Below are 17,611 nucleotides of genomic sequence, written 5' to 3' on the forward strand. Positions count from 1 at the left end.
GATTTTTTTTGTAGTTTTGTGGCAAATCACTTGGTCTTATGCTCTTATTTATTGGTGGAACCGAAATCATACTAATTGTGTTTGTGGTGCTTTTGCTCTTTGGATCAAAAAAAATTCCTGAGGTTGCACGCGCCATAGGCAAGGGCTACCGTGAGTTTCAGAAAGCAACAGATGATATTAAACGCGAACTTTCCGATCTTGATACTAATTCAACATCGACTAACTCTTCCAAAACGTCATCATCTACTTCACCCGAAGATAGTGCTGATTATCAGCAGAAAAATTAAGTTTTTGAATAGTAAGGAATTTCTTTAAAAATGGTGTATCTTTGCAGCCATTTTTTACGCATAGCTATAGATTTAAGAGTTCTTAACCAGTACATTGTAAATGAAAGAGAAAGAGAAATTCGGAAAGAAACCCGTGAGGCGGAGTACGTCCGACGAGAAAGAGTCTGCAAGGGTATACAAACCCCGTACAGCCAGACCGCTAAGTTCTAAACCCCAAACGGAAAAGTATTCCAACGACGAGGAGTCAACCCCTAAGCCCACCGAACGAAGAAAGTCCCCCGATTTTAAGGAGAAACGTGAGCGAGGAGATCGCAACGAGACTAAGCGTCAACCTAGAAGAGACGATAAAAAGTCCGATTCGTCGAGAACCTACATGCCTCGTACGCTAAAATCAAAATCCATTGGAAAGGATGCTCCCAAGCGCGAGCGATCCGATGAAGATTTTGAGCCAAGACCCGAGAAAAGGGATAGCGGAAAGAAAAGTTTTTACGAGGATAAATATTCGAAACCAAAATTCGAAAGACCTACCAAGGAAAAATTCGAGAGACCTTCGAGGGATAAGTACACAAAATCGTCCAGCGATCGGTTCTCCAAGCCAAAGTCCGACAGGTTTGCTAAACCCGATAAGTTTGCCAAGCCCGATTTCGAAAGCAAACCAAAGGCAACAAAACGCTTTTCTACACCACCCGAAATAGAGAATGAGCTTAAAACTGATAAGGATGGCCTTATCCGCTTGAATAAATACATTGCCAACTCGGGCTTATGTAGCCGTCGCGAGGCCGATGAGTTTATTGCAAAAGGCCAAATCACGGTTAATGGTGTTGAGGTTAGGGAGCTGGGCACAAAGGTTAAACTTACCGATGAGGTACGCTTTAAGGACAAGGCCCTCGACCCTGAGAAGAAAGTATACATCCTGCTTAACAAGCCCAAGGATTACGTTACCACTGTCGAGGATCCGAATGCTACCCGTACAGTGATGGATCTAATAGAAGGGGCATGCGAGCAAAGGGTATATCCTGTTGGTCGCCTCGATAGGAATAGTACCGGTTTGCTACTTTTCACCAACGATGGTGAGCTTACCAAGCAGCTTACTCATCCAAGCTTCATGAAGCGTAAGGTTTATGAGGTTGGTCTCGACCGAAATGTGGCCCCCCAAGATATGGAGGCAATTCTTAAAGGACTTGATTTTGATGGTGAGATTATTGCTGCCGATGCCATTGAGTATGCCGACGACCGCGATAAATCAATTATTGGTATTGAAATTCACTCTGGGCAGAATCGTATTGTACGCCGCATGTTCGAGAAGTTGAACTATAGGGTTGTTAAGCTCGACAGGGTGTACTTTGCTGGCCTAACAAAGAAGAGTTTACCCCGAGGCAAGTGGCGATTCCTTTCGGCAAAGGAGGTGAATATGCTTAAAACGAACAGGTTTAAATAGGGTTACACTCACCCAAATATAGCGGAGTCGGATATTCGATTCCGCTTTTTTTATGTAGTTTTGTCTACAATTAAAACCACTGATTAGCCCGAAAAGTGAAATATTTTTTTGCTATTATCACCCAGCTTTTATTTGTATTTGCTCTCCAAGGTCAATACGTGCTTAAAGGTAGGATTGTTGATAGGGAAACAGGACAACCCTTACCCTTTGTCAATATTATCTATAATCAACAGGGGCAAGGTGTTACCTCAAATTTGGAGGGGAACTTCGAAATTACCACATCACATAGAATTACTCAGCTAAGAACTAGCTACGTTGGGTATCTTCCCGAAAGTATAGCTGTTGATGATAGGGCGTATGCCAAACCTATGCTCCTTGGTCTTACTCCAACTGCCTACGATTTGGAGGAGGTGGTAGTACGTCCCGGTGAAAATCCAGCCCATAGGATTATCAACCTGGTTTACGAGAACAGACAGCGCAATAACCCTGAGCGACTAGCACAGTTTAGGTACAATAGCTATAGTAAGATGTACTTCACGGCCCAGCGCGACACCATTAACCTTAAGCCTAAAGGAGAGGATGGGGAGGGGGCACAACCTTCAACCGACTCGCTTGAGCTGAAGGTTGAGAAGGTTCTTAAACAGCAGCATCTGATGATGATGGAATCGATTACCGAGCGGATATTCATGCACCCCAACAGAAGTCACGAGACCATTTTAGCTTCAAAGGTATCGGGCTTTAAGGATCCGCTCCTGGCTTTCCTAACAACCCAGTACCAATCGTTCTCGTTCTATCCCGAGTTGCTCAATCTTGGCGGCAAATTCCACCTCAACCCCATTAGCAAGAACAGCACACGGCGCTACCTTTTTATTTTGGAGGATACGCTTTTTACTCCAAGTGCCGACACAGTTTTCGTAGTATCATTCAGGCTATTACGCAATGCCAATTTTGCCGGATTGCAAGGGGTGATGAATATAAATTCCAATGGCTACGCCATACAGAACGTAATTGCCGAACCAGTAGAGGCTCCGTCTCCAGTTTTTAATATTAAAATTCAGCAGCGCTACCAGCTCATCGATAGTGTACAGTGGTTTCCAGTTGAACTTAATACTACTCTTTACCTTAATTCGGGCAGTGTTCAGCTACAAGACTCAACCAGCAAACAGGTTGTTAAGTTCATAATGGTGGGTAAGGGTAGTACCTATATCGATAATATTGACCTATTACCAAATCTAAGGCCCAGAGACTTTAGCCACGTTGCGGTTAGCTTCGATCCCACAGCATCTTTGCGCGACGATGCATTCTGGGATAGCTATAGAGTAGAGCCTCTTACTGCCCAGGAGCTGCGCACGTATCATTTTGTCGATAGCATAAGCAAGCAAGCCAACCTCGACAGGATGATGAACATTCTTGATGCACTGATCATGGGGAAAATTCCCATTGGTATCTTCAATCTCGACCTAAACCAGATTATGGATTACAACCGATTTGAGGGGTATCGCTTGGGACTGGGGCTGGAAACAAACCAAAGGGTATCAAAATGGTTTACGCTAGGCGGTTACTATGCCTACGGTTTTAGCGATAAAGAGGATAAGTTTGGAGTGTCTGCTCGCCTTACCTTAAGCCAGTTGCATCAGGTTTATGTTGAGGGGCGATACAGCAATGATGTGCGAGAGCCTGGAGAAGTGGTATTTGAGCGACAAACGGGTATGATAAACACCGATCTTTTTCGCACTTTTATGATAGATAGGATGGATTATACCCAGAGCTATTCGGCAGGTTTTGGGTTCCGGTTTCTTAAGCGATTTACCCTTGGGCTGTCTGCAGTTCAAACCGATTATAATATTGCTTCTGGGTACGGATTTGAGCATCCCTTGTTGGCTTCACCCTTTGCATACAGAACCAATGAGCTTGGCTTACAGCTTAAGTTTGCCTGGCGCGAGTCGTATATTCAAACCCTAAAAGGGCTAATGCCCTTTGGTTTTGAGCATCCAATTGTTTGGCTAAATGTTGCAAAAGGAATTGAGCTTAACGACAAGGGTTTTGACTATCTGCGCTGCGAGGCTCGAATTAGTCACAAGATAAACCATAGGATTATCGGTAAAACTAATGTTAGCCTTACTGGAGGAGTGATAACAGGTGATGTGCCAACCTCATTGCTCTACTTTACCCCAGGAAGTATGGACAAGTATCCTCTTGATGCCACCAACTCGTTTGGAACTATACACCCATTTGAGTTTGTATCCGATCGGTATTTTTATGCCTTTCTTAGACACAATTTTGGGGAGCTGTTTGGGAAAAGCCGTTCGGCACTATTCAAACCTCAATTGGAAGTGGTTCAGAATTTTGCCATAGGGAGTTACTCAGAAAACCCATTCCATGCTTTTGTAGGGGCAGAGCCCAAAAGCCTTTCGCTTGGTTTTTTTGAGAGCGGACTACTATTGAATGGGTTGCTTGCCAATCCCTTTTACTCGCTAGGAGTGGGAGCCTACTATCGTTGGGGGACTTACACCAACCCTGCTTGGAGCGATAATGTAGCTATTAAGCTTACCATAGCCACCAATTTTTAGAACAATTATTTTTGGGCTTTTTGCAGTTCCTTTTCGGCATCCTTAAGTCTTTTTTCGGCATCTTTTTTTTGCTTCTTAGCCTTCTTTAGGTTAGCCTTTCCCTTGTCAACTGTTCTTTTTCCCGAGTCGTACTCCCTAAGCATTGCCCTGTATCGGGTATTCCAATCGCGCTCACGCGCTTTATTGTCCGAGTCAATTTCTCTAATTTTGGCCTTAGCTTCTCGGGCTTCGTCCCTATCTTTCGACCTTAGCTGTCTCTCTAAGGGTCTTTTTTGGTTAAAGTGATCCCTGTCGATATCTTTTTTTTCCTGTGAAAGTTCTTTAAGAGCCACTTCGGCCTTAGCCATCTCGGCTTCACCAACCGCAATTAGGCTGTCGGCAGAGAAGATAAGGGCATCGGTAGCATTTACCCTCTCCTTTGCCGACTCTACCTTACTTTCAAGTCGTGCAATCTTTGGATCGTCAGATTGTCCATAGGATACCAGAAGATAGCTGGTGAGAATGCATAGTGTTAAGGTAATTCTTTTCATAATAAAATGCATTGATATTTAAAAGTTAAAGATGTCAACGCGAAGCCAATTTATGTATAAGTTTCGAGAAAGTTTGCTCATTCAAAAATACAAATAGTGATTGAAGAATCTAATTTTTAATGCCCTTTATTTGAATTTGAAGGTTATGATAGGCTTTGCTTCCCGCTTTACAAATAGTTGGAATGGTAAAAAGTAGCGCCCAAACCTTTTAGGTTTGAGCGCTAAGGCTATCTAAAGGCTTTTGGTTATTTCCTTACAAAGATAAAATCACCGCCCTCATCGCCAGTTCCTTTAATGTCGCCATACTGGGGTACAGTTGGGCTGGTGTTCATCACCGCCGTTTTAAAACTACTAAACAGCTCCTCGGCCGAGAGGTAGTCCAATGTATTTTCTTGTAGTCGTTGAACAAGATGCTTGATAAACATACTCTCGTCGGGAACCTCGGTAAGCGCACCACTGGTCATAGCCTTGCGGCTTTTTCTGTCGTACACCTTGTTAAGCTCATCGGTGGCATCGGAAAATGCTTTGCGAATTTTAAAGATGCTCCCACCAAAGCAGGCATCGGCAATAAGCAGGGTATGCTTGCTTTTTATTGCTGCCACATAGTCTTTAAGCTGGCTGTTGGCCATCCAATTGCCTGTGCTCGAGGCAGAGGCATCGGCTGGGAGCCAGTATCCAAATTCTGTTTCAGTATCAAAATACCCATGGCCTGCAAAGAAAATTAGCAGGTTGTCATTTTTTGTTACGCGACGGGTAAGCTTGTCAAGCTCATCAATTAGTTGGCCTCGCGATGGATCTTTTAAGAAGATAATGTCGCTAGCCTCAAAGGTGTAATTCTCTACCAATGTTTTGGCAAGGGTTGCGGCATCCCTAACGGGGTTGCTAAGGGAGGCAATTCCTGGGTCTGGGTACTCGTTAATTCCAACAATAAGAGCGTAATACCTTGGCGCTCTTGGTGCATCAAAAACAAGATCGAGTTCTTCGGTATCCGACGAAACCTTCTGGTTTGGTGAGTCCTTTCGGTACACAATGAATTTTCGTTCGACGCTGTTCTCAAAAACATCCATCGATCGGATCACAATGTCGTTTCGACCAAGCTTAAGAGGAACTGTTGCCTCAAAGATATTATCGGGTAGAAGCGAAGCGTTACGGCCGTTTACCACAACCTCAAATATGCCGCTTTCGTCACTTGCAGTGCCCCTAACAAGTAGGCTCTCGTCAGACACGGTGAGGCCTTCGCCAAGGGCAACGGAGCGGAGTTTTCTGTCTTCTAACCCACTTGATGATTGAGCCAAGGGTCTACCCCTTGTCGCTTCGCTACCTGTAAGCGAAACGCCTTCGGGCGATAGGATGGAGATAACTGGCGGATTGGTATCCTTTTGTGCAACCTGGGGTGCAGGTTTTTGGACGCTGACGGAGGTGGCTACGCTATTTTCGAATTGTTTCGATGAGGTAACCGACATGGAGGTTGTTGGCACGTTGGATACTGGAAAATCGCGAAATTGCAGCGCACTATTTTCGAGCTTGTCAAGGCCAAAGGTTGAGAAGGTAAGCAGTTCAGCTCCTATGGTTAGCCGCATAACCCGATTCAAATCGGTAGGTATTCTATCGAATGTGAATGATGCCTGCACAGTTTCACCGTTATTAATGGTGCGCTGGGGGGTAGAGTAGCGCTGCGAACCAACTACATCGCCAAGTTTTCCACGTTGAGCATCGTAGTTCTGCCGGTTAAAGTCTGTAATGGTAATTAGCCCATTAATAAGCTTTAAATCGCGTGTTGGGCCATTATTGGTGATGCTAAGAATTAGTTCCAGTTGATTATTCCCAGTGCGATGTAAGCTTACGAGCTTAAAGACCACATCGCTAAAGTCGTCCTCTAGAGCTTTTGTGGATTTTGTCTGGCCATTCAGTTTGAATATAACATCGCCCTCAAGTTCTGGCAAATCGTTTAGCACGTTCCAAATAATAACTTGATTTTTACCTCCAAGTACATTGTCGCCAACATAACCCGATACGGTTTTCATCTCCTTAAAGGTGCGCCCTCCATCGGTTGAAAAGCTGGGGGTAACCTTAAATAGTTGCCCTATCTGCTCGCCTGTTATGGAATATTCAATGTTAATATTCTCACCAAGCTGCTTGGTGTTTAGATCCACAAATTCTTGGGCAGCAATGTTTGAAGTGCCAATAACCAGAGCAGCCACGGCTATGGACAAAAATTTTAACGCCTTTTTCATACCGTTTAATATTAGTGGTTTCACTCAAATGCTTTTGTTTGTATATGGTTGGGGTGTTACTTTAGCTCAATAACATTTATATCAAAGCCTATGCTGTCCACACCAAATTCAATGCCATTAATGTGCATTTGCGCTGTTTTTATGGCCACCTCTCGGGTTAGGTTTCGCATTTCGGGGCTATACATTTCATCCAAACTCCTTATGTTTATTGATGTTTCCTCCGTATTGAGGGTGAGCTGGCGAAGCAATTTTTTGGAATAAATGCTCCACAGGCCGTTATAGCTAATAAGGGGTTCCTTATTGACCTCCCAGCTTGGATTGCAGTACTTATAGTTGTATAGTGGGAAGTCTCTTTCATTTCCCATAAATTCCGAAATGGCAAGGAATCGTCTTCCTTTTTCACGGTAGGTAAAGTGCGAATTGATGTCAAAGCCATTTGGGGTTAAGTGCTGGGTAACAATTTCGTACTCGGCCTGGGGCTCAAATACGTTGTCGATTTGAGCCTCGATGTAAAGCGCTGTTCCAACTGTAGATATTTTTAGAGATGAGCAAGAGGCAGAGGAATCGGTTATTGAAGGGGAGTACCTTAGGAGGACAACTGCTTCGTTGTAGCGGGTTAGGTGAACTTTCTCGGTTGTGAAGCAACTTGAATCGGCCTGGGCGGCAGCCGATAGCCTGAAGTATGTATCGAATCGTTGTCCATAGCCCTTATATGTTTGTTCTGAGTATGCTACAGTATATACATCTCTGTAGTACTGTATGTATGCTTTGTGCTGAAGAATAGCCATTGATTTAGCCCTGTGCATTGCCTGAAAAATAGCTTCGTTGGGAAGTAAGTCGGGATCAGAAATGCCTATGGCAAAAGTTGATTCGCTTGAGGAGGCAGGCGGACTGAAAAACCAGCTGGGGAGGGTGTCGGGGTAAAAGCTAACACGCTCAATATTTTTGAACCTTCCATAGTTTGCAGTCTCTCTTTGTTGTGTTTCTTTCTCAAAAATTTTCTCAAATGCTTCTTTCTGTCCCTTTGCACTTATTGCGAGAAGGATAAAGAGAAATGTTGCCAAGTGAGGCAAAAGGCTAGTTTTCATTTTTATAGGGTATCTGTTTTCCATTAGTGTAATTGTAAAGTTATGAAATATTGCGGTTAGTATACAAAAATTGAAATCTTTATTTTTGCTTTGTGTTGATGCAAAAAAGCACCTAACAATTTGTTGCTAGGTGCTAGTGTTTTAGAAATTTTTGTGCTACAAACTTTGGATACTGCTGGCTTCTACATCCTTATTAACTTTTTTTACAAGCCCTTGAAGTACATTTCCAGGCCCCAGTTCGGTGAAACTAGACGCTCCATTGCCAATCATATTTAGCATGGTTTGGGTCCAGCGAACAGGGGAGGTAAGCTGTGCGATTAGGTTTTGCTTAATCTCCTCAGGACTAGTGTAGGCCTTGGCATCTACGTTTTGGTAGATTGCACACAGTGGAGCATTGAAAGTTGTCGATTCAATAGCTTGGGCCAATTCAACTCTTGCGGGTTCCATTAGTGGGCTGTGGAATGCTCCACCAACCTTTAAGGGCAAAGCCCTTTTGGCTCCAGCTTCCTTCATCTTTTCGCAAGCGATGTTAATGCCGGCTATGCTACCCGAAATGACTAGCTGTCCTGGGCTGTTGTAGTTTGCAGGTACAACCACGGCGTCTATCTCTGCACATATTTTTTCCACAACTTCGTCCTCAAGACCCAGGATGGCAGCCATAGTAGATGGTTCCTTTTCGCAGGCTTTTTGCATGGCCATAGCACGTTTCGATACCAGCACAAGCCCGTCTTCGAACGATAGTGCACCACTTGCCACAAGTGCCGAAAATTCGCCTAGTGAGTGGCCTGCAATCATCTGTGGATTAAATTCTTTGCCTAGAACTTTGGCAAGTATTACCGAATGAAGGAAGATAGCTGGTTGTGTAACCTTGGTTTGCCTTAGGTCCTCGTCGGTGCCATCAAACATTAGATCGGTTATCCTAAATCCTAAAATCTCGTTAGCCTTCTCAAAAAGTTCTTTAGCCAACGGAGAGTTTTCGTACAAATCTTTGCCCATCCCAACAAATTGGGCTCCCTGACCGGGAAATACAAATGCTTTCATAACTTTAAGTTTTTTAAACCAATGTCCAATTGAAGCGACAAAATTAGTCTTTTTTACCAAAACGCATATACTTATAGAATCTTCAGGTATACTCCTCTTTAAAAAGTTTAGTGTACACTATTCTATGGGCAAGCGTTTTTCATTATTTTTTATGGTTTATTTGGTGTATAGATTTGCTCTGCATTTTTACTAGCACTCCGCTATGCCTAGTCCAACACTTTACAACTTGCATGCTAAAGATATGCTCCCAGAAAAAATTTGATTAGTAATTCGCTACTGCTTAAAGATATTGAATCAGTTATATCAGTATTTTTTATTAAATTGACATAGATCAGCTTTTTGAGCAATTTAAATCATAGCTAGTAGTTTGCATTCCATTTGCAACTTGTATAGCTTTACATTACAAAATTACATAAGATTTATGTGGTTGAAATCTTAACCCTAAATTAATGATAGCTATGAATAACAAAGGAATTAGAGTAAAAGTCTTTACCACTTTATTGGTTGCCATTATTGTAATGCTCAGTGGTATTTTGCTTCAAGTTTATGTTGGTGTTAAAAATAATCTTGAGGACTATTTTAATCGTAGTATTCAGGTGAAAGCTGATTTTGTTAATGCGTATATGCAGGAAAAGCAAGCATCGGCTAAAGCGGCTACCCTTGTTGCTGGCACCTCAAATATACTTCGTAATGCATTTACCGAGGGTAATAGGCAGATGGCCATTGAGCACGGGTTAAGGCTTATGGAATCGTATGGGCTCGATTACCTCGTGATCACAGATAATCAAGCCAATGTATTTATAAGGGCACATGCAAAGGATCAGTTTGGCGATAATATTGGCAACCAGATTAATATCCAGAAAGCGCTAAGGGGTGAGACTTCTGTAGGGTTTGAGGATGGTACAGTTGTTAAATTTTCCATACGTGCAGGAGTACCTATGCGTAATGAGGATGGCGAAATAATTGGAGCCATATCATTGGGGTATGTGCTAGGCGATGAGCGTTTTGTAGATGAGCTAAAGCGCGTGCAAGATGTTGAGGCAACACTTTTCTATGGCGACACACGCTATCAGACTACCATTACTGACGAAAAAGGGGTTCGAATTGTTGGAACCAGGCTAGGCATACCTGAGATTGAGAATACAGTGCTGAATCAGGGCAGAATCTACTTTGGTGATTCACAAATTCAGGGTAACCCATGTCTTGCCGCATACCTTCCCATACGAGGTGCCTCTGGTAATATTACCGGCATGCTATTCATTGGACTTCAGGTATCTATTATAAACAGCATGGTTATGAGTATTAGCACTGCCGTACTTGTGCTTATGCTAATATTAGGTGTAGTTGCCGTTGGGTTTATTGGCTATATCCTTAATACAACCATTATTAAGCCAATTAATAAGCTGGTTACCGCTACCGATGAGTTTGCCAAGGGGAATCTCAACATTCAAATCGATCACAAATCGAATGATGAGATGGGTACCCTATCCAGATCACTTTCACAAATGGCCGAGTCCTTAAGGGGAATGGTTGAGAAGATTACAGGTATTTCCGATAGCATTGCAAGTGCTAGCTTGGAGATGAGCTCCAGCGCTCAGCTGCTTTCAGATGGTGTTAACCTTCAGGCCTCTTCATCCGAGGAAATCTCATCATCGATGGAGGAGATGTCATCGATGATAGAGTCAAACTCCGATAACGCTAGCCAAACCACCAAATTGGCAAAATTGGCCGAAGTAGGTGTACGCGATGGGAGCGAGGCAACCAGACAAACAGCAGGCTATATGCGAGAAATATCTGAGAAGATATCAATAATTACCGATATAGCTTTCCAAACTAATATTCTGGCGCTTAATGCAGCGGTAGAGGCTGCTCGTGCTGGCGAGCATGGTAAAGGATTTGCCGTGGTGGCCGCCGAGGTGCGCAAGCTGGCTGAGCGTAGCAGCTTAGCTGCCGATGAAATTGTTGGTGTAACAACCAAGGGGGTCCATTTGTCCGAGGAGGCTGGCGAGGTGCTGGCCAAGCTTGTTCCAGATATAGAGAAGACTTCTAGCCTTATCCAAGAGATTGCTGCATCGAGCGTTGAGCAAACCAATGGGGTAGAGCAGATAAATAATGCCACGCAGCAGCTAAGTCAAGTGGTTCAGCAGAATGCTTCCTCGTCGGAGGAGCTGGCTTCAAATTCCGAAGAATTATCGGCTATGGCCGAACAGCTAAAGGAAATAATGAGCTTCTTCAAGATTTAGGTTTACAAATAGAGCAAAATAGGGTGTCTAAAAAGTCCTAGACACCCTCTTTTAATGTGTAGGGTTTACCAAACCTTTTCCTCTTAACACGCTAACTATTGATAGCAGCACGTAGCTTACAGTAAAGTTTATGCTCGAAATTACTGTAGCTAGAGCTAGCAACGTGCCAAACTTTCCAACCCACTTATTTATTCCCAGTGCGTAGCTCTCAAGTTTAAGGTAATTCCACCAATTGCCAAACTGATTGCTTACCCCCAGCGCTTCAAGGCCAAGTATAATTGCATTGATCACCATAAAAAATATCAGTATGCTGGCTAAGCCACTGCTTGCACCCTTTACATCGGGCGCACTAAGCTGCATATGCGATGATATACATAGCGAGAGGTAGAGGAAGATCCAAAACTTGTAGCTGGTTAGGTTTGATGCGGTAAACAGGTTGTTTAGTATCGATATTGTGTTTTGCCAATAAGTGGCAAGTATTGCTCCTGAGTTGCTTTGTGTAACATGCACGAGTTCGCTACCACCTCTTTTTAAAGGCTCAAAAATGTCGCTATGGTTAGGCACTAGCAGGTATAGCGCAACGTAAATAGCTAACGAACCTGTTAGTATTGGGCCAACACCAATAAAAAAATTGCCAATTTTTTGATATAAGCTTCTAGAGTTGTAGGTATGGTTTACGTATCCTAGCGTTCCATCCTCCGCATTTGGTCGGTAAAGCCTTATGTCGATAATTTTATGTCGAAAAATGATGCAGAAAAGAGCGTGCCCCAGCTCGTGAACGGGAACTCCAATCCAACCTTTAAAGAATATGTCAGACTTCAATCCAATTGTTTTAACGAAGGTAATCCTAGTAAATCGAGCCAAAAGGGATAGTAGTATGCCAAAGACAAAAATAAAACCCAGTAGCCAAATAATTTGCAGAAGCGTTGTTGTTGCTACAAGCTTAAGAAATGAGATTGGGCCATTTAAACTATCCATGCATCGAATCAAAAGGTAGCCTCAAATGTATCAAATTCTGAGAATTTGTTTCTAACAACCTTTGTCCTTATCAACAAACTTCTATTAATTCCGACGCCTATATCCTACACGATTATATGTTTATCCAGAAAATTTTATGTTTTATCAAAAATTGTATAGAATGCAAAGATTTTTATCGGAAATGCCCCCAAATACCTTAATTTTGTTTAGGTAAACGATTAATTAAAAAACACCTATGAGACGTGCATTACTTTTTGCGCTAGTGTTAATTACCTTTGGTAATGCAAGTGCACAGCTTTTCACCATAAGAGGACACGAAATTGGCTTTGCCTACCTTGGCCCCAAAGTGGGTACCACATTCTCAACCATTACCAATATGGATGCTTATACTACCAATGTGAGTTCCCGCACAGGAATTCAAATTGGGGCTGTGGGTGAAATTGGCCTTACCAATATGCTCTCTTTTGAAACTGAGCTAACATTCACATCAAAGGGTGTTGCTGACGATTTTGGAACGCGCCGTGTTAACTATATAAGTATTCCCTTTCTGGCCAAGCTGTCGTTCAATGCCATGGGTTTGTCCCGTATTTACGCTACTGGCGGTACATATAACAACGTAAGAACCAATGCAAGAATTGTTTATGATCAGTTGGGCGAGTCGTTTAACGAGAGTCACCACTACACTATAATTGACTGGGGGTTGTCGCTTGGTGGAGGTGCCGCATACGATACTAAGTACGGTCTGCTTTGCCTCGACCTACGATACGATCTGGGTGTGGTTGATGTGGAAAAAACAATCGAAACAGAACGTAATATGAACCGTTCGTTTGGCGTGGCGCTTACCTTTAAGTACGATGCCGTTGATCTATTCCTGAGGTTACGCAAGAAGCGCTTAGATCCCGATGCTCAGTAGAACTGGTAGGCACCTATTGTTTTAGTCCTAATTATTTGTTAAACCATTTTTTTTAAGCAAGCTCTGACTAGCAGAGTGTTGTTGGTAGTGCTATTTAAACAAATTATTATTTTAAGCGTTTTTATATATATTGTTTTTTTTATACTAAAGGTTAGCTATCTTTAATATGAAAAATGAAATTACATTGGGACTTGTAGATACACATAGTAAACCATTCATTGGTAAAGTGCAGGTGTTAATTGAAACTATACATTCATTGGATGAAAAATGGTATGTGGAGTTTTGGGATGTACACTACTTTTTTCTTGGAATAGAGATTTATAAATCCAAGAAGGAAGTGGTTAAATCAATTAATGGCAGCAAGGTCGGTTATCGTTCTAAGGTTAGGTAGTATTCCCCTCCCCAGTTTAACCCTTCGCTTCTTTACTTTTCTCTTTTGAACAATTCTAGTGGCTTGATGTTATCTATTTAGAAAGAATCTAAATAGTATTGTTTAACCCTTAAAATCAAGTCATATGTCATTTGAGTTAAAAAACTTACCATACAGCTACGATGCGCTTGAGCCATACATTGATGCTCAAACCATGGAGATACACCACACCAAACACCATGGCGCTTATACCGCTAATTTGAATAAAGCTATTGAAGGTACCGATTTGGCCTCTAAATCAATAGAGGAGATACTGCAGAACATATCGAAACATCCAGCAGCAGTTCGCAATAACGGCGGCGGATTTTATAACCATAACTTGTTTTGGAGTGTTATGGGGCCAAATGCCGGTGGAGCGCCATCGGGCGAGCTGGCCAAAGCCATAGATAAGCATTTTGGAAGCTTTGATAGCTTTAAGGAAAAGTTTAATGCAGCAGCAGCCACACGTTTTGGTTCAGGATGGGCTTGGCTAGTAAAGCGGGGCGAGGAGCTGCTAATTACGTCAACCCCAAATCAGGATAATCCACTTATGGATGTTGCAGAGGTGCAGGGTATTCCAATACTTGGCCTAGACGTTTGGGAACACGCCTACTACCTGAAGTATCAGAATAGACGCCCCGAGTACATCGATAACTTTTGGAAAGTGGTAAACTGGAAAGAGGTTGAATCGAGATTTGCTGCAGTTTAATGCTTGTATTTTAGTTCGATACATACCCCCTTTTGTTTGGTTTAAGTTTTAGGGGTGGGCCGGGGGCAACCTCGGCCCTTTTTTAGATTAGTACTCTTGCAATTTCTCTAAGCAGTTTATCTGGATCTACAGGCTTGGTGAGGTATCCGTTACAACTAGCCTCCATTCCTCTTTGTATATCATCGCTAGTTGCGTAAGCCGATTGAATAATAATCCTAAGTTTGGGTATTAGCTTCCTCATCGGTTCAATTAGGCTAATTCCATCAGCATCGGGGAGCCCCACGTCGAGGAGCACTAAGCTGAGCTGAGGATTGTTCTTTACAGCGTCTATTGCTTGTGCTGCCGATTGGGCAATGGAAATGTTGAGGCGCGTGGTTAGCAGAGCCTCTTGAATAAACTTAGCGTTAAGCTCGTCGTCCTCAACTATCAGCACGTTACCCTCCAGGTTATCCAGTACGGGAAGGCTACTTCCACTAGCCATTTCCCTACTATTTTTTGTGCTAACTAAAGGAATGGTGAATGAGAACTGAGAGCCTTTCCCTTCTTCTGAATCAACCCATATCTCTCCCCCCAAAAGATCGACCAGCCCTTTAGATATGGCTAGCCCCAGACCCGTTCCACCAACGTCGCGCTTCGCGATATCATGGGCCTGCTGAAAACGCTCAAATATTTTAGAGTGATTATCGGCTGAAATGCCAGGTCCCGAATCCTTTACATAGAAGCGGATGGTTTGTCCATCATGCTTTGAGCATCCAATTTCAATGGCTCCCACTTCGGTGAATTTAAGGGCATTTTCTATAAGGTTAAAGAGAACCTGTTTAACCCGACCAAAGTCTGTGATAACCTCATCAACATCGGCTAGTTGCTGAACCATCTTAAGATTCACATCCGTTTTCTGATCCACCTCGGCCTTGGTGAGCGAGTATTCAAAAACTTCATCCATCATCTTCAGCAGGCTACCACTCGTTGGGCTGAGCACAATTTGGTTAGCTTCAATTTTTGATATATCTAGGATATCGTCGATAATTTTTAGCAGGTCGTTCGATCGACGCTTGATGATCTCAGCAAACTGCCTTTGCTTATCCTCATCTATACTTCCCTTTGCCAATAGCCCCGAGAAGCCCATAATCGCATTCATTGGGGTGCGGATTTCATGGCTCATGTTGGCCAGGAAAGCGCTCTTCAGGGTATCGGCTACCTCGGCTTTTTCTTTAGCGTTTTGCAGCTCCTCGTTTTGGGTTACGTACTCCTCGTTAAGCGCAGCATACTCCTCATTTCGCTCTTTTAGCTCCCTATTAATGCGCTGCAGCTTACTCTCAATACTTTTTCTGATGGTTATGTCGCGACTAATTGAGATCACGCGTTCTTTCCCAAGAATTTTGGTTACCGACAGGTGAACCTCTTCCCAAAAGATACTTCCGTCGACCCTTACGCTTTTCCATTCAAAAATTTGAGGGCCTTCTGTTATTGCTTTTTTGATCCACCTTATATTATCGTGGTATGAATATGGTGGATCGGAAGTGAATCCATGTTGCTTCAGCTCCGCGAGGGTGCTTAAGCCATAGGACTCAATGGCCACCTTGTTGGCATCAATTATCTCACCATTAAGTGGGTCGTGTATGATGATGGAGTCGTTCGCAAGTTGAAATATGGTGTGGTAGTTCTCTTCGCTTTGGCGCAAGGCATCTTCCATCAGTCTTTGCTCAGAGATATCCCTAACAATGCTTAAAATCCTACTCTCGCCAAGCTTTACCATTCGCCCCTCAAAATATCTCCTTTCGCCATTCAGGTCGAGGGGATAGGAGTAGTTTTGGGGTTTTCCCGTTTTAAATAGTGCATCAATCCTTTCTTCGTTGATTTTCACAAGATAAGGGGGAGCCACCTCGCTCAAATTCTTTCCTATAAATTCATTCTGCGGTATCAGTAGTAGTTCATTGCTTGGTGAGTGACAATCCAATATGTCACCCTGCCTATTAAAAACAAACATCACATCGGGAATAGCTGAAAGGATGGCCTTATTGCGCTCGTTACTCTCGCTGAGCCTAAGCTCAGCCCTTTTCTGGTCGGTAATATCACGGCCAACGCCAACTATTGCTTGCACATTACCCGCTGAGTCGAGAATGGATGTGTCGAGCCAAGCCAGCCAGCGCCACTCGTTTTGTGCAAATACACGCTGCTCAATGTAGCAATGGTAAGGCTCGGTGTACAGAGCCTGCATCAGCTGTTCGGTTTTCGCTTGATCATCCTTATGTACTAGAGGTAGAAACGAATTTCCTAGAAGTTCCTCCTCGTTTTTTTCAAAATACTTACAGTAGCTTGGGCTGACGTACAAAAACTCTCCTTTGGGATTTACTTTTACCACCAGATCATTTTGGTTTTCAACAAGTAACCTGTATTTTTCTTCGCTTTCCTTTAGCTGACTCTGGTTAACTTTTTGTTCATCAATATTTGTGATGATACCTTGCAATCCAGTAAACACACCCTCTTTTACGACGGGTGCAAAATGTACCAATGCCGAGAAGGTACTTCCATCTTTTCGGAGCATTGTAAATTCCATACCAACACCGCTATCTTTATCGCTTGGGATTACTAAATGCCTTTCCTGAGGAATTACTGTATCAGCAATAGATAGCTTGCCCACCACATCGTTGTAGGTGTAACCAAACTCTACCTCGGCGTATTTGTTGATGTATGTAAAAATTCCTTTTTCGTTGGTTTCCCAAACGGTTTGAGGAAGGAGATTAACTAGTCGCTCAAATTTCTCCTGCACTTCGTAAAGTTCCCTTTTTGCATCTTTCCCTGAGTGTGCCTCGAGCTTTTCAAAATGCTCAATTCGTTTCCTGAGCGAAATATTTTCCGACTCGAGCGCAGCAATACGGTTTCGCAGTTGGGATAGTTCCGAATTATCAGACATTTAGCTTGTTGTAATTTTTGTACTCAATTTTGATACCTAGGTACGGTAAGGCTAAATTAGCTATTATTAAGTTGGAATTGTTCTCTGCGATTTAATATTTTTTTACAGTCGATAAAAAATCATTACGGCTTTATTGTGCTAGCTCATCAACACAAAAAAAACGAGGGTGTCCATAAACTGGCACCCTCTTTTTTATTTATAAAGTCTTGTCGTTTTAGAATTTCACTTGAACTAGCACCAAATTCATTATTTGCCTT

General features: G+C 42.9%; 13 protein-coding genes. 7 read left to right on the forward strand and 6 right to left on the reverse strand.

What is annotated here, in order from left to right; all coding sequences use genetic code 11:
* Nucleotides 1-38 precede the first annotated feature (38 nt).
* From G8O23_RS12310 to G8O23_RS12320, 3 genes are all read left to right on the forward strand, one after another.
* Nucleotides 39-287: a Sec-independent protein translocase subunit TatA/TatB gene (locus tag G8O23_RS12310; protein WP_166365252.1), complete on the forward strand. Its 249-nt coding sequence runs from the start codon at nt 39-41 to the stop codon at nt 285-287.
* A 100-nt stretch (nt 288-387) separates the two neighbouring features.
* Entirely contained in the window at nt 388-1,725 is a 1,338-nt protein-coding gene (locus G8O23_RS12315; protein WP_166365254.1) for a pseudouridine synthase, read from the forward strand.
* Nucleotides 1,726-1,820: 95 nt separating this feature from the next.
* Nucleotides 1,821-4,295: a DUF5686 and carboxypeptidase-like regulatory domain-containing protein gene (locus tag G8O23_RS12320; protein ID WP_166365256.1), complete on the forward strand. Its 2,475-nt coding sequence runs from the start codon at nt 1,821-1,823 to the stop codon at nt 4,293-4,295.
* A gap of 5 nt (nt 4,296-4,300) precedes the next feature.
* On the opposite strand, the gene G8O23_RS12325 is transcribed toward G8O23_RS12320, so the two are convergent.
* The 4 genes from G8O23_RS12325 to fabD all read right to left on the reverse strand — a co-directional run bounded on the left by G8O23_RS12325 (nt 4,301) and on the right by fabD (nt 9,188).
* Nucleotides 4,301-4,825 carry a hypothetical protein gene (locus G8O23_RS12325; protein WP_166365258.1) on the reverse strand — a complete coding sequence of 175 codons (525 nt, stop codon included), beginning with the start codon at nt 4,823-4,825 and terminating at the stop codon, nt 4,301-4,303.
* A gap of 245 nt (nt 4,826-5,070) precedes the next feature.
* A complete protein-coding gene (locus tag G8O23_RS12330) occupies nt 5,071-7,059 on the reverse strand; it encodes a caspase family protein (protein WP_166365260.1) in 1,989 nt (662 codons plus the stop codon).
* Between the two features lie 56 nt (nt 7,060-7,115).
* Entirely contained in the window at nt 7,116-8,147 is a 1,032-nt protein-coding gene (locus G8O23_RS12335) for a hypothetical protein (protein WP_166365262.1), read from the reverse strand.
* A gap of 156 nt (nt 8,148-8,303) precedes the next feature.
* Complete coding sequence (gene fabD / locus G8O23_RS12340) at nt 8,304-9,188, reverse strand: ACP S-malonyltransferase (RefSeq protein WP_166365264.1); 885 nt, start codon at nt 9,186-9,188, stop codon at nt 8,304-8,306.
* Nucleotides 9,189-9,646: 458 nt separating this feature from the next.
* On the opposite strand from fabD, the gene G8O23_RS12345 reads away from it, so the two are divergent.
* On the forward strand, nt 9,647-11,431 hold the full coding sequence (locus G8O23_RS12345) for a methyl-accepting chemotaxis protein (RefSeq protein ID WP_166365266.1): 1,785 nt from the start codon (nt 9,647-9,649) through the stop codon (nt 11,429-11,431).
* Nucleotides 11,432-11,482: 51 nt separating this feature from the next.
* Here the strand turns inward: G8O23_RS12345 and G8O23_RS12350 are convergent, their stop codons facing one another.
* Nucleotides 11,483-12,409, reverse strand: a complete 927-nt coding sequence (locus G8O23_RS12350) for a hypothetical protein (RefSeq protein WP_166365268.1) — start codon at nt 12,407-12,409, stop codon at nt 11,483-11,485.
* Nucleotides 12,410-12,644: 235 nt separating this feature from the next.
* On the opposite strand from G8O23_RS12350, the gene G8O23_RS12355 reads away from it, so the two are divergent.
* The 3 genes from G8O23_RS12355 (at nt 12,645) to G8O23_RS12365 (ending at nt 14,440) form a co-directional block, all read left to right on the forward strand.
* Nucleotides 12,645-13,322 carry a porin family protein gene (locus G8O23_RS12355; protein WP_166365270.1) on the forward strand — a complete coding sequence of 226 codons (678 nt, stop codon included), beginning with the start codon at nt 12,645-12,647 and terminating at the stop codon, nt 13,320-13,322.
* 166 nt (nt 13,323-13,488) lie between these two features.
* Nucleotides 13,489-13,713 carry a hypothetical protein gene (locus tag G8O23_RS12360; RefSeq protein WP_166365272.1) on the forward strand — a complete coding sequence of 75 codons (225 nt, stop codon included), beginning with the start codon at nt 13,489-13,491 and terminating at the stop codon, nt 13,711-13,713.
* Nucleotides 13,714-13,837: 124 nt separating this feature from the next.
* The gene (locus tag G8O23_RS12365) at nt 13,838-14,440 is read left to right on the forward strand and encodes a superoxide dismutase (RefSeq protein ID WP_166365274.1); all 603 of its coding nucleotides are present in this window, start codon (nt 13,838-13,840) and stop codon (nt 14,438-14,440) included.
* A gap of 82 nt (nt 14,441-14,522) precedes the next feature.
* On the opposite strand, the gene G8O23_RS12370 is transcribed toward G8O23_RS12365, so the two are convergent.
* Nucleotides 14,523-17,354 (reverse strand): PAS domain S-box protein, encoded by a 2,832-nt coding sequence (locus tag G8O23_RS12370; RefSeq protein WP_166365276.1) that lies wholly within the window; start codon nt 17,352-17,354, stop codon nt 14,523-14,525.
* Between the last annotated feature and the right edge of the window lie 257 nt (nt 17,355-17,611).

It is taken from the genome of Perlabentimonas gracilis (assembly GCF_011174675.1).
Taxonomy (GTDB): Bacteria; Bacteroidota; Bacteroidia; order Bacteroidales; family Tenuifilaceae; genus Perlabentimonas; species Perlabentimonas gracilis.

Excerpts from the sequence above, each read along its gene's own strand:
- G8O23_RS12365 (WP_166365274.1), top strand. The coding sequence starts at position 13,838 with ATGTCATTTGAGTTAAAAAACTTACCATACAGCTACGATGCGCTTGAG.
- G8O23_RS12330 (WP_166365260.1), bottom strand. The coding sequence starts at position 7,059 with ATGAAAAAGGCGTTAAAATTTTTGTCCATAGCCGTGGCTGCTCTGGTT.
- G8O23_RS12315 (WP_166365254.1), top strand. The coding sequence starts at position 388 with ATGAAAGAGAAAGAGAAATTCGGAAAGAAACCCGTGAGGCGGAGTACG.
- G8O23_RS12355 (WP_166365270.1), top strand. The coding sequence starts at position 12,645 with ATGAGACGTGCATTACTTTTTGCGCTAGTGTTAATTACCTTTGGTAAT.
- G8O23_RS12335 (WP_166365262.1), bottom strand. The coding sequence starts at position 8,147 with ATGAAAACTAGCCTTTTGCCTCACTTGGCAACATTTCTCTTTATCCTT.
- G8O23_RS12360 (WP_166365272.1), top strand. The coding sequence starts at position 13,489 with ATGAAAAATGAAATTACATTGGGACTTGTAGATACACATAGTAAACCA.
- G8O23_RS12345 (WP_166365266.1), top strand. The coding sequence starts at position 9,647 with ATGAATAACAAAGGAATTAGAGTAAAAGTCTTTACCACTTTATTGGTT.
- G8O23_RS12325 (WP_166365258.1), bottom strand. The coding sequence starts at position 4,825 with ATGAAAAGAATTACCTTAACACTATGCATTCTCACCAGCTATCTTCTG.
- G8O23_RS12350 (WP_166365268.1), bottom strand. The coding sequence starts at position 12,409 with ATGGATAGTTTAAATGGCCCAATCTCATTTCTTAAGCTTGTAGCAACA.
- fabD (WP_166365264.1), bottom strand. The coding sequence starts at position 9,188 with ATGAAAGCATTTGTATTTCCCGGTCAGGGAGCCCAATTTGTTGGGATG.
- G8O23_RS12370 (WP_166365276.1), bottom strand. The coding sequence starts at position 17,354 with ATGTCTGATAATTCGGAACTATCCCAACTGCGAAACCGTATTGCTGCG.
- G8O23_RS12310 (WP_166365252.1), top strand. The coding sequence starts at position 39 with ATGCTCTTATTTATTGGTGGAACCGAAATCATACTAATTGTGTTTGTG.